General features: G+C 68.1%; 12 protein-coding genes. 4 read left to right on the plus strand and 8 right to left on the minus strand.

What is annotated here, in order from left to right:
- Positions 1 to 10: 10 nt before the first annotated feature.
- The gene (locus ASG95_RS17375) at positions 11 to 1,624 is read right to left on the minus strand and encodes an amidohydrolase (RefSeq protein ID WP_057378248.1); all 1,614 of its coding nucleotides are present in this window, start codon (positions 1,622 to 1,624) and stop codon (positions 11 to 13) included.
- Positions 1,621 to 3,108, minus strand: a complete 1,488-nt coding sequence (locus tag ASG95_RS17380) for an APC family permease (protein ID WP_057378249.1) — start codon at positions 3,106 to 3,108, stop codon at positions 1,621 to 1,623. The genes ASG95_RS17375 and ASG95_RS17380 overlap by 4 nt, the downstream gene beginning before the upstream one ends.
- Positions 3,109 to 3,212: 104 nt before the next feature.
- Here ASG95_RS17380 and ASG95_RS17385 point away from each other — a divergent pair, with 104 nt between their 5' ends.
- Together ASG95_RS17385 and ASG95_RS17390 are read left to right on the plus strand one after the other, a co-directional pair.
- Complete coding sequence (locus ASG95_RS17385; protein WP_162259415.1) at positions 3,213 to 3,842, plus strand: TetR/AcrR family transcriptional regulator; 630 nt, start codon at positions 3,213 to 3,215, stop codon at positions 3,840 to 3,842.
- A gap of 298 nt (positions 3,843 to 4,140) precedes the next feature.
- Positions 4,141 to 6,672: a glycoside hydrolase family 32 protein gene (locus tag ASG95_RS17390; RefSeq protein WP_082592785.1), complete on the plus strand. Its 2,532-nt coding sequence runs from the start codon at positions 4,141 to 4,143 to the stop codon at positions 6,670 to 6,672.
- Between the two features lie 442 nt (positions 6,673 to 7,114).
- On the opposite strand, the gene ASG95_RS17395 is transcribed toward ASG95_RS17390, so the two are convergent.
- From ASG95_RS17395 to ASG95_RS17420, 6 genes are all read right to left on the minus strand, one after another.
- A complete protein-coding gene (locus tag ASG95_RS17395) occupies positions 7,115 to 8,614 on the minus strand; it encodes an NAD-dependent succinate-semialdehyde dehydrogenase (protein ID WP_162259416.1) in 1,500 nt (499 codons plus the stop codon).
- 163 nt (positions 8,615 to 8,777) lie between these two features.
- A complete protein-coding gene (locus ASG95_RS17400; RefSeq protein ID WP_057378252.1) occupies positions 8,778 to 10,037 on the minus strand; it encodes an aspartate aminotransferase family protein in 1,260 nt (419 codons plus the stop codon).
- Positions 10,038 to 10,122: 85 nt separating this feature from the next.
- Complete coding sequence (locus ASG95_RS17405; RefSeq protein ID WP_057378974.1) at positions 10,123 to 10,932, minus strand: amino acid ABC transporter ATP-binding protein; 810 nt, start codon at positions 10,930 to 10,932, stop codon at positions 10,123 to 10,125.
- 5 nt (positions 10,933 to 10,937) lie between these two features.
- Positions 10,938 to 11,879: an amino acid ABC transporter permease gene (locus ASG95_RS17410; protein WP_057378253.1), complete on the minus strand. Its 942-nt coding sequence runs from the start codon at positions 11,877 to 11,879 to the stop codon at positions 10,938 to 10,940.
- A 4-nt stretch (positions 11,880 to 11,883) separates the two neighbouring features.
- Complete coding sequence (locus tag ASG95_RS17415; RefSeq protein WP_235543991.1) at positions 11,884 to 12,867, minus strand: ABC transporter substrate-binding protein; 984 nt, start codon at positions 12,865 to 12,867, stop codon at positions 11,884 to 11,886.
- Positions 12,868 to 13,068: 201 nt separating this feature from the next.
- Entirely contained in the window at positions 13,069 to 13,779 is a 711-nt protein-coding gene (locus ASG95_RS17420) for a GntR family transcriptional regulator (protein WP_157582205.1), read from the minus strand.
- A gap of 195 nt (positions 13,780 to 13,974) precedes the next feature.
- On the opposite strand from ASG95_RS17420, the gene ASG95_RS17425 reads away from it, so the two are divergent.
- On the plus strand, positions 13,975 to 14,259 hold the full coding sequence (locus ASG95_RS17425) for a hypothetical protein (protein WP_057378256.1): 285 nt from the start codon (positions 13,975 to 13,977) through the stop codon (positions 14,257 to 14,259).
- Entirely contained in the window at positions 14,256 to 15,533 is a 1,278-nt protein-coding gene (locus ASG95_RS17430) for an FAD-binding oxidoreductase (RefSeq protein WP_057378257.1), read from the plus strand. Before ASG95_RS17425 ends, ASG95_RS17430 begins: the two co-directional genes overlap by 4 nt.
- Positions 15,534 to 15,536 lie beyond the last annotated feature (3 nt).

A 15,536-nucleotide genomic window follows, 5' to 3' on the forward strand; every position in this document is an offset into this window, starting at 1 on the left:
GGTGATGCGGTCAGGTCCATGCAGCACCGACCAACGCCTCGTGGGTGATCGCACCGTCCGCCACCGTCAGGATGATCGGAGCGTCGACCAGCTCGTCCGGCGGCGCAACCAGGGGATCCACCGCGAACGCGGTCAGGTCCGCGCGCTTGCCGACCTCGAGGGTGCCCGCGACGTCGTCCTCGCCGACCGACCACGCCGCGTGCACGGTGTAGCCCTCGAGCGCCATCCGGGCAGTGATCGCCTGCTCCGGCCCGATCGGCGTACGGTCCGGGGCGCCGCCGCGCCGGCGCAGCTGCGCGGCGGCCAGGATGCCTCGAGGGTCGAAGTCCGCGATCGGCCAGTCCGAGCCGAGCGCGACGCGCACGCCCGCGTCTCGCAGGTCGCGGATCCGCCAGCCGCGGCTGGTCCGCGCCGGGCCCAGCCGCGTCGACCAGTTGTCGCTGTGATCTGGTGCGGTGTACTCCGTGCAGTGCGTGGGCTGCATGCTGGCGGTGATCGGCAGCCTCGCGAACACCTCGACCAGGTCGTCCGGGATGGTCTCGACGTGCTCGATCCGGTGCCGCACCCGGCCACCGGCTCGAGCCACCGCCTGGAGCGCATGCCGGACGCCCTGGTCACCGATCGCGTGCGTGGTGGTCGGCACGTCGTGGGCGTCGAACCAGCCGATGGCGCGGGAGAATTCCGCCGGATCGGGCCAGTACGGCGACGTCGACTCGCCCAGCGTGTCGGGCTCGGCGAGCCACGCCGTGCCGTTGTCCACGGTGCCGTCGATGAACAGCTTCGCGCCGCGCACGTACCAGCGACGACCGCCCGTGCCTTGCAGTTGCGCGACCCTCGCCCAGTCCGCTTCGTGCGTGCCTGGCTGCACCCAAGGGGAGCATCGCAACCGGACCGGCAGCTCGCCCTCGGCCTCGATCAGCCCGTAGACCGCAGGCGCCTCGGGCGCGTGCTCGAGCGCGTGGGCCGCGGTGATCCCGAGCGCAGCCATTCCCGACAGCGCCTCGTGGGCGCGTGCGGCGATCTCCTCGACGGATGCCTCGGGCGCCGCGGTGTCCACCAGGGCGATCGCGGCCGCCTCGAGCAGCAGCCCGGTCGGCCGCCCGTGGGCGTCGCACACGACCTCCGACCGCTGGTCGAAGGCGCGCGGGCCGTCGACGCCGGCGACCCGCAGCGCCTCGGTGGAGGCGAGCGCCGAGTGGCCGTCGAAGAGCCTGATCAGCGCCGGCCGTCTGCCGACCACGTCGTCGATGTCCGCTGCGGTCAGCCTCCTTCCGTGCACCACGTTCGGGTCCAGGCCCCAACCGAGCACCCAGGTGCCGGGCTCGAGGGTGGCGGCATGGTCGGTCAGCGCGCGGCAGACGCCGTCGAGGTCGAGGCCGAGCAACGCGACGCCGCGCGTGAGCTTGGCTCCCAGCACCGGGTGGACGTGCGCGTCGATGAGACCGGGCGTGACCGTCGCCCCGCCCAGGTCGACGACCCGGGTCGCCGCTCCCCGCCACGCGGTGACGTCCTCACGACTGCCGAGGGCGGCGATCCGGCCGTCGCGGATCGCCACAGCGGTCACGCCCAGTTCTGCGCCGGCCATGGTTCTGATCCGGTCGGCGGTGACGATGAGGTCGATCATTCCGGCAGCTCCACGCCGGCGTCGTCGCGGGCGAGCAGAGCGATCGTGTCGGGTCGGATGCTTCGCAGCACGAGGCCGCCGACGACACCGAGCAGGAGCACGGCTGGGACAACCGCGAGCAGCACGTCGTTGGTCGCCTTGGGCGCGCCGGTGAGCACGTCGAGGTGCTTGACCACCATGTAGATGACCCACGCCATCAGCCCAACCGCGACCACCGAGCTGGAGATGAGGAACATCCGTCGCGGCATGTCCCGACGGCGCAGGAAGAACGCGACCGCCGCGGCTGCCGCGAGCGCCTGCAACACGATGATGCCGATGACGCCGGGAGTGTTGACCTTGATGAGCAGGTCCTGGAACGGGTCGAGTCCCGCCAGCCCGAAGACGAGCACAACGGTGAGCGCCAGCAGGCTCTGCACCGCACCCGCGAACGCCGGGCTTCCAGCACGGTTGGTGCGGGCGAACACGCGCGGCAGCGCACCGCTCTGCGCCATCCCGAAGGTGTAGCGGTTGATCGCGTTGTGGAAGGCGAGCTGCGAGGCGTAGACGCTGGTCACGATGAGGGCGTACATCGCGTGCTCGGCCCAGCCGCCGACGTACTGATGGATGGTGGCGAAGAACAGCGCCGGCCCCTGCTCGCCGGCCCGGGCCTGGACGTCGGCCTGTCCGATCGCCTGCACCACCGTCCAGGCGATGAAGCAGTAGAACAGCGCCATGAACCCGACCGCGGCGTACGTCGCCCGCGGGATCGTGCGGGCGGGATCACGCGCCTCCGCACGGTACAACGCCGTCGACTCGAACCCCATGAACGCGGCGAAGCAGATCCCGAGGACCGCGAGCACCCCGCTGGTGAAGATGTTGTGGGGGTCGAACGAGGCGACCCCGAGCCCGTTCGCGCCACCCTGAACGACGATGGCGATGCCCATGATCGCCAGGATCGCCGACTCCAGGGTGATCAGCACCACGAGCACCCTTGCGCCGACATCGATCCCGAGCGCTCCGAGGATGAACACGGCCACCACAGCGATCGCCGAGATCACCCACCACGGAGCGGTCACGCCGAAGAGGTCGTCGAGCGCCGCGCGAGTCTGGATCCCGAGGAGACCGTAGACCCCGATCTGGAGGAAGTTGTAGGACACGATGGCCAGCACCGCGGCGGCGAAACCGGCAGTGCCGCCGAACGCGTGCCCGATGTAGACGAAGAAGCCGCCGGTTCGTCTGATCTCTGCCGCCATCGCGGTGAACCCGATCGCGAAGATCGCCAGCACCGCACCGGCCAGCAGATAGGCACCGGGCACGCCGACGCCGCCGATGGCCAGTGCCACCGGGGCGACGCCGGCCATGACCGTGAGGGGGGCGGCCGCAGAGATGACGGTCGCCATCACGCCGACGGTGCCGATGGAGTCCGGGCGGAGCTCCGTCGAGCCCGACCTGGGCGAAGATGGTGCCGAGACCGAGGAGGTGGAGCTGGCAGGGAGTGCAGACATGGCGACCTCGATGCTGTAAACGAATGATGTTCGTTTAGAGTGATGGCGACCTGTCTCACATGTCAAGGGATCCGTCGAGAATCTGTCTGGCTAGAGAGGAAACCGTGGGTAGGCCCCGTACGCCGTTGTTGTCCAAGGACGCCATCGCGATGGCAGCGCTCCGTCTGGTCGATGGCACGGGCGAGTTCACCATCGCCCAGGTCGCCGACGCCCTCAGAGTGCGACCCTCGTCGCTCTACAACCACGTCTCCAGCAAGGGCGAGATCGTCGAGGCGATGCGCTCCTTGGTGTTCCGCGAGGGCGGCGTGTCCCGCGAGGGCGGCCTCGCGGCCGGCGACTCTGGCCCGTGGGAGCAGACGGTGCGCGCGATGCTCCGCCGGTACCGCGAGTGTTTCGCCCGGCACCAGCGCCTCATTCCGCTGGTGACCGCGTACACCGTGTCGTCTCCGGAAGTCATGGGCATGTACGACGAGCTCGCCGAGACCCTGAGGGCCGCGGACGTGCCGGACGGGCAGCTGCTGGACGTGATCACGATGTGTGACAGCGTTGTCTTCGGCGCTGCCCTCGACCTCGCAGCGCCCGATGAGGTCTGGGCGGTGGACCAGGCCCGCAGCCCCGCGTTGATCGCGGCGATCCAGCAGGCCGGCTCCGGACGGCAACGATCTGATCGGGCCTTCGATCTCGCCCTGGACATCCTCATCGCGGGCATCGCCCGCTTGGCCGATGGGGCCTAGCCCTTGGCCTGGCCCAGCGTTCGAAATCGTCGCCATGTCCGTCAGCACCATCACGCTGCCAGCCGGACACGACGCGGGCCGACGAAAACGCTCCTGGCATGCGGCACTCCGCCCAGAGGGGGCACCCACTCGGAACACTGCGGACTGCCCTTCACCCGGTAGGGCACTCGACCCCGCACGGATGGCTCCACCCGTGCGGCCTCGCGACCGTCCCACGATGCGGCGCCCAATTCTTGACCTACCGGACGGTCCCCTTCAAACTCCCCCATGACAACGTTGTCATACCGGAGGTTCGTCCATGTCTGTCAGCACTCGTTCACCTTTGCGCCGGCCGCTCGCCGTCGTCTTGCTGGTCCTCGCGGTCCTTGCCGCGCTCGGGGTGGCGCCCGCGGCGGCGGACACACCGCAACACCGACCCGCCTACCACTTCAGCCCCGCGAAGAACTGGATCAACGACCCCAATGGGCTCGTCTTCTCCAAGGGTGTCTACCACCTCTTCTTCCAGCACAACCCGCTCGGCAACGGCTGGGGCAACATGTCCTGGGGCCACGCGACGAGCACCGACCTCGTCCACTGGGAGGAGCAACCGGTCGCCATCCCGTTCGACGCCAACGAGGGAGTGTTCTCCGGCTCGGTCGTCATCGACAAGACCAACAGCTCCGGCTTCGGCACGGTGACGAACCCCCCACTCGTGGCGATGTACACCAGCGCCTACACGGCCGCCAGCGGCCGCGATGGCATTCAGGCACAGTCGCTGGCGTACTCGACCGACGACGGTCAGACGTGGACCAAGTACTCGGGCAACCCGGTCATCGACATCGGATCGCGCGAGTTCCGCGACCCCAAGGTCTTCTGGTACGAGCCCGCCCAGGAGTGGCGGATGGTGTCGGTGATCGCCAACGAGCACAAGGTCCTCATCTGGCGCTCCGCCAACCTCAAGCAGTGGACGCGCCTGTCCGAGTTCGGCCCTCGCGACGCCATCGGCGGCGCGTGGGAGTGCCCGGACCTCTTCCGCCTGGCGGTCGACGGCGACCCGGAGAACGTCAAGTGGGTCATGATCGTCAGCCTCAACCCGGGCGGGATCGCCGGCGGCTCGGGCACCCAGTACTTCGTCGGTGACTTCGACGGCACGACCTTCACGCCCGACGGGCCCGCGAGCTACCAGCCTCCCACCGGCACGCTCCTGCAGGGGTTCGAGAACGGGTATGCCGGGTGGACCCCGACCGGGACCGCCTTCGGGTCCGAGCCGGCATCCGGTTCCCTGCCGGGCCAGCAGCCCGTCACCGGTTACGTGGGCGAGCACCTGGTCAACAGCTTCATCGACTTCGACGGCGCCCAGGGCGAGCTGACCTCCCCGCAGTTCACGATCAACCAGAGGTACCTCAACTTCCTCATCGGCGGCGGCCACCACGAGGCAGTTGCCGGCGCGACGCAGGGTGACCCTGGCGGCGAGGTCTTCACCGACTTCGAGAACCTCGACCCCGCGACGCACCTGCCCGCCGGTTGGAGTGCGACAGGGGACTTCGTCGGCTACGGCGCGACCAGCTCGGGCCTGCCCTACCACCAGGGTGACAAGGTGCTCGACACGTGCGTCGTGCCCGACAAGTGTGACCTCGCCGTGGGCACCTTCGTGTCGCCCGAGTTCACCGTGACCAAGGGCTACGTCAATCTTCTCATCGCAGGCGGCACACACCCGGCCGGGACGAGTGGCCCGACCGTCGTCGAGCTCGTCTCGGGTGGACAGGTCGTCGGATCGGTGACCGGCAACAACTCCGGTGAGATGGACTGGCGCCACATCGACGCCCGGGCAGTGGTGGGCAAGCAGGCCCGGATCGTCGTCCGGGACGACCACAGCGGCGGCGACTGGGGACACCTCATGGTGGACGACATCCGGTTCTCCGACACGGCTGCCGGCCCGCGCGACACCCAGACGACCGTCAACCTCGTCGTCGGCGGCGAGGTCGTGCGGTCCAGCACGGGATCGGACAGCGAGGCCCTCGACTGGGCCGCGTGGGACCTCAATGACCTGCAGGGCAGGACCGCGCAGATCAGGGTGGTCGACCACAGCTCCGGCGGGTGGGGACACATCCTCGCCGACCAGTTCATGCTCGCGTCGGCACCGGCCAAGAGCGGGACCGATCGTGCCAGCTGGGTCGACTTCGGACGCGACAACTACGCCGGCGTGACCTTCAACGGGCTGCCCGACGACCAGCGCACCACCATCAGCTGGATGAACAACTGGCAGTATGCCGGTGACGTGCCCACCGACCCGTGGCGCGGTCAGATGACGATGCCCCGCAGGCTGTCCCTGGTCACGACCGAGGCGGGACCACGCCTCCGCCAGACACCGGTCCCTGGAATCGATGCGGTCACCGTGAACCGTGACAAGCAGCAGGCCAAGCAGCGTTCGGTGGCCGGGGTGACGCCGACCGGGCTCGCCGCGACGGTGGCACGGGTCGAGGTCCGGGTCGCCCTGGGTTCGGCGTCCGAGGCCGGCGTCGTGCTGCGGCGCAGCGCCGATGGCGCCGTGGGCACCAGGATCGGGGTCCGTCGCGACGGAACTCTGGTCGTCGACCGGACCCGCAGCGGCAACGTCGCGTTCAACCCCCTCTTCCCCAGCGTCGAGGAGGCGCACGTGACGGTGCGCGACGGGGAGGTGACCTTCACGGCATACCTGGACCGCAGCTCGGTCGAGGTGCTGGCCGAGGACGGTCAGGTCTCTGTCACCGACCTCATCTACCCGCCGACCTCGGCGACGGGTGTCGCTGCCTACGCGGTGGGCGGGACTGCCAACGCGGTCGACATCAAGGTGACCCCCATCCGCCCCTGACCCGGTCGGGGCGGCCAGTGCAGTCCCAGCAGCTGCACTGGCCGCCCCACCCGTGAATCGCGCGGGGCGCCTGGGCGAGCGCAACGCGTGCCACAGCCCGGAATCGTCAACCTGTTCGTCGTCCTCGCGGCGCAGGCCACACATCCAGAGCACCCTGCGCATGCCTACTTCGTCGCCCGTAATTCACGGTCCGCGGGTGGCTTCGAGATGCCCACGAAGCCCTTCAGTCCAGCGCCTTTCGGGCACAGCCGGACCGTTGGGCCATGCCCGTGGCCTGCGGCTTTCCGCCGCGTACCGGCCGCGTGGGCCAGCATCGAACCCCCCTGTCCTGAACCCGGATCCTGAAACGCCGCACCTGTTCAGTTCGGCAAACGGGCAAGGGCGCTTGTTGGGGCCATCAGGTTCGCGTGCAAGGCCCGGGACGGCTGGTCGTCGACGATCGCTAGCCCATGGCGATACCGATGTACTTCAGCTCGAGGAACTCGTCGATCCCGATGCTGCCGCCCTCACGGCCCAGCCCTGACTCCTTGACTCCGCCGAAGGGAGCCGCGGGATTGGAGACGACACCTTGGTTGAGTCCCACCATGCCGGACTCCATCGCCTCGCCCACCCGCAGCGCGCGACGCAGGTCGTTGGTGTAGACGTAGGCGACCAGCCCGTACGGCGTGTCGTTCGCGGCAGCGACGACCTCGGCCTCGGTGCTGAACGGCGTCAGCGGTGCGACGGGGCCGAAGATCTCCTCGGTCGCCATTCGAGCCTGAGGTGAGACGCCGGTGAGAACGGTGGGGGTGTAGAAGTAGCCGACGCGATCGCACGCCGTGCCACCGGTCAGGACGGTAGCCCCACGGGTCACCGCGTCGTCCACCAGCTCCGTGACCTTCGCCTGAGCCGCCTCGTCGATCAGGGGCCCCACGGTGACCCCCTCGTCGGTCCCGCGCCCGACCCTCAGGGCCGCCATCTTCTCAGCGAGCCGGGAACCAAACTCCTCGATCACGGACTCATGGACGTAGATCCGGTTAGCGGCAGTGCAGGCCTCCCCCATGTTCCGCATCTTGGCTGTCATGGCACCGGCCACGGCCTCCTCGAGGTCCGCATCCTCGAACACGATGAACGGGGCGTTGCCGCCGAGCTCCATGGACGTGCGCAGGACCTTGTCGGCGCACTGCTCGAGCAGGATCTTGCCGACCTTGGTGGAACCGGTGAACGACAGCTTGCGTGCCAGGCCCGAGCGGATGAGCGGCTCGATGACCTCGTTGGCCCCGGTGCACGGCACGATGTTCACGACGCCGTCGGGCAGCCCTGCCTCGGCGAGGATGGCCCCCAGGGCGAGCATCGACAACGGTGTCTGTGGGGCAGGCTTGATGACGCTCGTGCATCCCGCAGCGATGGCGGGGCCGAGCTTGCGCGTTCCCATGGCCATCGGGAAGTTCCACGGCGTGATGAGCAGACAGGGACCCACCGGCTGCCGGGTGATCAGGAACCGCGCGTCGCCCGCCGGCGCCGTCTGGTAGCCGCCGTCGATCCGTAGCGCCTCACCGGCGAAGTGACGCAGGAACTCCGCGGCATAGGCGATCTCCGCCTTCGCCTCGGCCACCGGCTTGCCCATCTCCAGGGTCATCAGCAGGGCCAGGTCGTCGATCCGTTCGTGCAGCAGCTCGAAGGCCCGGGTCAGGATGTCGGCCCGCTCTCGTGGGCTGGTCCGGGCGAAGGACGACTGCGCCGTCACCGCGGCCTCCAGTGCGCGGCGCCCGTCGGCGGGGGTCGCATCCGCCACAGCGCACAAGACCTCACCGGTCGCGGGGTCGAGCACGTCGAAGGTCGCGCCGTTCTCGGAGTCGACCCAGCGCCCATCGACGAGCAGCTGATGGGGGGCGGCGGCGATGAGACGCCACTCGCGGTCGGTCAAAGCGGACAAGGGCGGTGCTGCGGCGGGTGTGCTCATGACAATCTCTCCAGATCCAGGTGAGGTGGGCTCTTGCGGTTATCGACACTGCTCGCCTGACGCGGCTCGACCGGTCCGGGCGCGGCATGCCTGGTCCGCACGCCCTCCAGCACCGGGATGTCCGGCCGGTGCTCGGCATGTGGAGTGCGCGCGCTCTCGATGGTCACCGTGGCCCGCCGTACGACGTCAGCGCACCATCGATCGCATCGACGATCTGGGCCACGTCATCGTCGGTGCAGATGAATGGCGGACAGATCTGGAGGGTGTTGTCGTGGATGGTCCTGATCAGGACGCCGGAGGCCTGGCAGGCGTCGATGATCCGGTCGGCGTCCACTTCTTCACGGAGCTGGACACCCGCCATGAAGCCCGCGCCAGCACGCACGTCGACGACCAGCTCGCTGTCGCGCAGTGGCTTCACCATCAGCTCCAGCACAGCCTCCAGTCGGCCGGCCTCCTCGACGAGGGACTCCTCGGCCAGCACCTCGAGGTTCGCCATGGCGACGACACACGCCGTGGCGTGCCCGGAGTAGGTCAGTCCATGGCGGAAGATGGGCGCGTCCGGCCCGGTGAAGAAGCGGTCCGCCACCCGGGGTGCGACTAGGACACCTCCCAGCGGCGCGTAGCCCGAAGTGATGCCCTTCGCCATCGTCACGATGTCCGGCACGATGCCCCAGCGCTGGGAGGCGAACATGTGCCCCGTCCGGCCGAAGCCCGTGATCACCTCATCGGCGATGAACAGGATGTCGTGCTGCCGGCACAATGCCTCGAGCCCTTCGAGATAGCCCTCAGCAGGCCCGACCACTCCCCCCGTGCCGATGACCGGCTCGGCGATGATGGCCGCGATGTTTTCGGGCCCGAGCTGCAGGACCGAGCGGCCGACCTCGGCGAGGTCGTTCGTGGAGATCCGGGCGGTCTCGGGCACCAGGGAGTCGGCGCCGTAACCCTCCCGGTTGTAGCCGAGACCAGCGACGCTGGTCCCGAAGGCGTGCAGGCCGTGGTAGCCATTGTGGCGGCTGAGGATCAGCTTCTTGCCCGGCCTCCCCTCCAGCTGCCAGTGCCGCCGCGCCAGCTTGCAGGCCAGGTCGACCGAGTCAGAGCCGCCACTGGTGAGCATCACCTTGGCACCCGCCATCGGCGCCTCGGCCGCGAGCCAGTCCGCCAGCTGAAGGGCGGGTTCGTTCACCGTCCGTCCGAAGGTGTGATAGGTCTCCAGCTTCGTCATCTGGTCGTATGCCGCGCGAGCGAGCCGTTCGCGGCCGTGCCCGATGTTGGCGTGCCAGAGACTCGACGTCGCGTCGATGAGCCTCTCCCCGCTCGACGTCTCGAGCCAGATGCCTTCGCCGCGCGTGATGACCAGCCGTCGACTACGCGCGGTGGGCATGTGTGCCTGCGGGTTCCAGTATGCGTCGCCCACGGTGTTCATGGCTTCTCCTCTCAGTGCAAAGGTGTAGGACAATTGGGCACGACCAATCGATGCGAGCCCGCTCGCGAGGCGGTTCGCCTGACTTCTAGACCAGCACCTTTTCCAAGAACTTCTGGGTGCGCGCCTCTCGGGGGTTGCAGAGCAGGTCCTTCGGGGGCCCTTGTTCGACGACCAAGCCGCCGTCCATGAACATCACCGTGTCGGCGACCTCCTTGGCGAACCCCATCTCGTGGGTGGCCACCATCATGGTCATCCCGCGCTCGGCGAGGTCCTTCATGACGGCCAGCACCTCGCCCACCCGCTCGGGGTCGAGGGCGCTGGTCGGTTCGTCGAAGAGCATCACCTGTGGGTCCATCGCCAACGCGCGGGCGATCGCTACCCGCTGCTGCTGCCCTCCGGACATCTGCCACGGATAGTGGTCGCCGTGCCCCTCGAGCCCGACGCTCGCCAGCAGCGATTCGGCTCGTTGGCGCGCCTCGCGTTTCGGGGTGCCCTTGACTAGTACTGGCCCGGACATCACGTTCTCTCGCGCGGTCATGTTCGGGAACAGGTTGAACTGCTGGAACACCATCCCGATCCGGGTCCGTTGGGCGGCGAGCTCCTGCTTGGTCAGCGCTTGGTAGACGTCATCCTCCTCGCGGAAGCCGAGGTCTTCGCCGTTGACCCGCAGCACCCCGCGGTCGATCTCCTCCAACCCGTCGATGCACCGCAGCAGCGTCGACTTGCCCGACCCACTTGGCCCGATCAGGCAGACGATCTCGCCACAGCGCACGTCCAGGTCGACCCGGTCCAGGACGACCCGGTCGCCGAAGCTCTTCCGCAGGCTGCGCGCGTACACGGTGCCCACCCCGGTGGTCACGTCATCGGTCACGTCATCGGTCACGTCGTTCGTCATGCCGGTCACCTCGCCTCACTGCCCAGGGTCGCGTCCAACGGGATCTGCGGCTGCCCGACCCCCGTGGCGACGCGGGACCTCGAGCGGGAGTACTTCTTCTCGATCAGCGACTGCGGGTAGCTCAGAGCCACGGTCATGAGCAGGTACCACAGGCAGGCCACGATCAGTAGCGGGATGGTCTGGTAGGTCCGGGCGTAGATCAGCTGGACGCTCTGGAGGAGCTCGGCCACGCCCAGGACGCTGACCAGCGAGGTCTCCTTGAACATCCCGATTACCTGGTTGCCCACCGCCGGGACAACGCTCGGCATCGACTGCGGGATGATGATCCGCCACAGTTTCGTCCGTCCGCTCATCCCCAGGGAGTCGGCTGCCTCGAGCTGGCCCTTGTCCACCGAGGCGAACCCGCCGCGGATGATCTCGGCCAGGTAGGCAGCCACGTTCAGCGACAGGCCGACGATGGCCGCCGTGGTGGCGCTCATCAACGCGTTGATGTCGAGCGCCCGCGAGACATCGGTGAACGGGATCCCGATGCGGATGTTCGGGTAGAGCGCGGCGATGTTGAACCAGAAGATCAGCTGGACCAGGACCGGTGTGCCGCGGAAGAACGTGATGTAACCCGACGCGAGCAGCATCACCGGCCGCACCTTCGAGACCCGCAGGATCGCGATGACCAGGCCCAGGATGGTGCCGAAGAACATCGTCATCGCGGTCAGCACCAGGGTCAGGACCAGGCCTTTGAGCACCGTGGGCGCGGTGAAGTACTGCGCCACGACCCCCCACTGGTAGTTCTCGTTGGTGACCAGCGTGTAGGCCACGCCGACCCCGACCAGCACGCAGACCATCCAGGCGGCGTACTCCACGACTCCTCGGCGGTGTACCCGTCGTTTCTCGGTTGCCTCCACCCGACCCACCTCCTCCGTCGGCGCAAGATTGATGGTCGACGTCATGGCGTTACTTCAACAGCTCAGACGTCGAGATGGCGCCGGTACCGAGGCCCCACTTGTCCAGCGTGGCCTTGTACGCCGGCCCGGCCATCAGCGACTGCATCGCGGCGTGCAGCGCCGGCGCGAGCGGGGAGTTCTTCGCCACTCCGAGGGCGACGATGCTGTTGCCGACCTTCTTCTTGTACTGCTGCGGGGACAGCTCGAAGGCCTGCGGTTGCTGCTTGGCTGCCCAGGCAAGTTGGGAAGTGTCGTTGAAGACGCCCTCGATGCGCTTGGATGCCAGCTGCGTCAACGCCGCCTGCACGTTGGGCAGCACCACCGTATCCACGGGCGGCTTGCCCTGCGCGGAGCAGTCGCCCGAGATCTGCGGCAGGTACTTCTCCGCCTGCGTGGACCCGGTCACCACCGCGATCTTGTGCCCGCACAACGTCATCTGCTCCGAGATGCTCAGCTTCAACGGGTTGCCCTTGGATGTCACCAGCGAGGAGCCGGCCGCCCAGTACGTGACCATGTCCAGCACCTTCAGCCGCTCCGGCGTCGGGCTCATGTTCGTCGCGGTGAAGTCGTAGCGCCCCGCCGCGATGCCCGGGACCACCCCGTCGAACGAGACGTTCTTGATCTCCAGCTTCATCCCCAGCGACTTCGCCAGCAGCGTGGCAATGTCCACGTTGTAGCCGATGGGCGTCTTGTTGTCCGTGTCCAGGAACGAGGTCGGCGGGTAGTGCAGGTCCGCCGCCATCGTTAGGGTGCCACGCTCCTTCAACGCCGCCGGCAACAGCTTCACCGCAGCCGCGGCCGGCTGCACCTGGGGCAACGAGTCTGCGGACGTGCCGTCGGCCCCGGCCGCGGCGCTGGCGTCTGCCCCGCCGCCCCCTCCACATGCACTGATCGTCACGAGCAGGGCCGCCCCCGAGGCGACTGCGGCAAGTTTCGTTCCGACTCTCATGATCGTTCCCTTCAAGCTGGTGGACGTGTTGGTCAATGGAAGCATGTCTTCAGCCGATTGTCGACAATCTGCAGCCAAGAACTTTCTGCAATTTTCCACCGCCGGTTTCGCCCTGGGGCCGCCCCACCACGAAAAAGCATGACGCCCGCACCAACCGTTGACCAGTGGCTGCTGGTCAGTCTCGGCTGGGCGGGCGTCCGTGGGCATTGGTATCGGTCGCGCTCACTGCAGGGAGCGGCCGGGGAATCAGTCGGGGCGACGACCGTTGCCCGTGCCACTGGCCGGCGGGCCTGTGAGGTGGCTTGCCGCCACCGTCAGGTGGTCGTTGATGGCCTTGACGGTTGCGTCCTTGTCGCCACTGGCTATGGCGTCGATGAGCAGCTCGTGGTCGTCGACCACCTCGTCACCTGATGGCAGGGCGAGCTCGAGCCTGTTGATGCACGTCAGGGTCTGCGCGGAGAGAATCGAGTACGCGTCGACCAGGCGCGAGTTGCCCGCCGCGGCCACCAAGGTGGTGTGGAAGTCCAGGTCAGCAGCCGAGATCTGCCGGCTGTCGCCCCGCTTGACGGCCACCCGCAGCTTGCCCAGGACTTCCCCCAGCCGATCGACTGCGCGGGCTCGTGCGCCCGGCCCGCCCTCCACGATGCGGACCGCCGCGTGGCTCTCGATCGCGCACCGGGCGTCGTAGATCTCCCAGATGTCAGACGCCGTGAAGCTGACCACGGTGACGCCCTTGTTGCGGGCTGCGACGAGCAGCTTCTGCTGCACGAGCTGCTGAAGCGCCTCCCGCACCGGGGCGCGGGACACTCCCAGTTGTTCGGCGATCCGTGCTTCGGCGAGCTGTTCGCCGGGCCCCAGCGTGCCCTCGATGATCATCTGTCGCAGCTCGTCGCTGATGTGGTCGGACGTCGACCTTCGCTCCAGCAGCTTCAAGCTGCTCAGTCCGGATACCGCCACGATCTGCTCCCCTCGTCCAGGGCCGGCGCCGCAAGTAGGTCGCAGGCTTCAGCCCTCCGAATGTTCGTTGACACATAGTACCCTGCAACTGTGGATTGAAGACGGTCGACAATCGGCAGTGAACTGGGTTACGATCCCTGGGCGTCCTGGAACCCATGGCCACACACCCAGCACTCCACGCGATGAGGACAGAGCATGCCCACCACGCACGACCGCCCGGGGTACATCTCGTTCGTCACCTGGGGTCCGCCCGACGACGTCGACCATCTCGGCGCCCGGCCTGACGAGGTCATGCACGTCTCCTCGAACACGCGCTACGACCTGATGCCGGCCGACGACCTCGGCTTCACGAACAAGGCCTTCCTCGACCGGGGCTACGACCCCGAGAGCGCGGCCTACAAGTACACCGCCATCAAGCCCCTTGACGAGCTCAACGCGCGTCGGGCTATGACCTGCTGCGAACCGAGGAGAACACAGTGAAGCTCACTCCCTACTGGCTCGACACTGCGACCCCGTCGGGCGACTATCGCGGGCATCCGCTGCCTGAGCGCGCAGACATCGCCATCGTCGGCGCTGGCTTCACCGGCCTGTCCGCTGCGCTGGAAGCGGCCAGGCACGGCGCGAGCGTCGTCGTGCTCGACCAGCACACGGTGGGATGGGGCGCCTCGGGCCGCAACGGCGGGATGGCCACCACCGGCCTCGCGGTCGGTCTCGGCAAGGCGATCAAGCGCTACGGGCGGCGGCAGGCGGCCGAGATGTTCGCGGAGTACAACCGCGCCATCGACACCATCGAGGAGCTCGTGAAGGAGCACGACATCGACTGCGACTTCCAGCGCTCGGGCAAGCTCACCCTGGCCATGAACGCCAAGCAGGTCGGCCAGATGCGCAAGACCCAGCAGGCCCTCGCGGAGCTGGCCGACTACCCGGTGACTGTCGTCGACAAACAGGACATCCACAGCGAGATCGGCAGCGACTTCTACGCAGGCGGACTGGTGGATCCCCAGGGAGCAGGAGTGCACGTCGGCAAGTTCGTGCACGGCCTGGCCGGGGCCGCCACCCGCGTGGGGGTCGCGCTGTGCGAGGACGCACAGGTGACACAGCTCGCCCCCCGCCCAAGCGGCGGCCACGTGGTGCACACGACCCGAGGCGTGCTCCAGGCCGACCAGGTACTCATCGCTACCAGCGGCTACACCGGCTCGCTCACGCCCTGGCTGAGGCGCCGAACCATCCCGGTCGGAAGCTTTGTCATCGTCACGGAGCCGCTTCCGCTCGAGATCGCGCAACGGATCCTCCCCCGCCAGCGGCAGGCCTCCGACAACAAGATGCTCACCTACTACTTCCGCATCACCCCGGACAACCGGCTCCTCTTCGGCGGTCGGGCCAGGTTCGCGCTCTCAAGCCCCGAGGCGGACATCAAGAGCGCCGAGATCCTCAAGCACGCCATGAGCACCGTCTTCCCCTACCTCTCCTCGACCCGCGTCGACTACACATGGGGCGGTCTCGTCGACCTGACCATGGACCAGATGGTGCATGCAGGTCAGCGCAAGGGGATTCACTACTCGCTGGGCTACAGCGGCCACGGCGTCCAGATGGCAACGTACATGGGCAAGCAGATGGCCCTGTCCATGGTGGGCCGGCCCTCCCGGAACCTCTGGGAACAGCTGCCGTACCGAGCCGTGCCAGGTCACTTCGGACCCCCGTGGTTCCTCCCGATCATCGGCGGATACGCCAAGGTCGTCGACCGGTTCAGCTGACGA

Source organism: Phycicoccus sp. Soil803, assembly GCF_001429685.1.
In the GTDB taxonomy this organism is placed as follows: Bacteria; Actinomycetota; Actinomycetes; order Actinomycetales; family Dermatophilaceae; genus Pedococcus.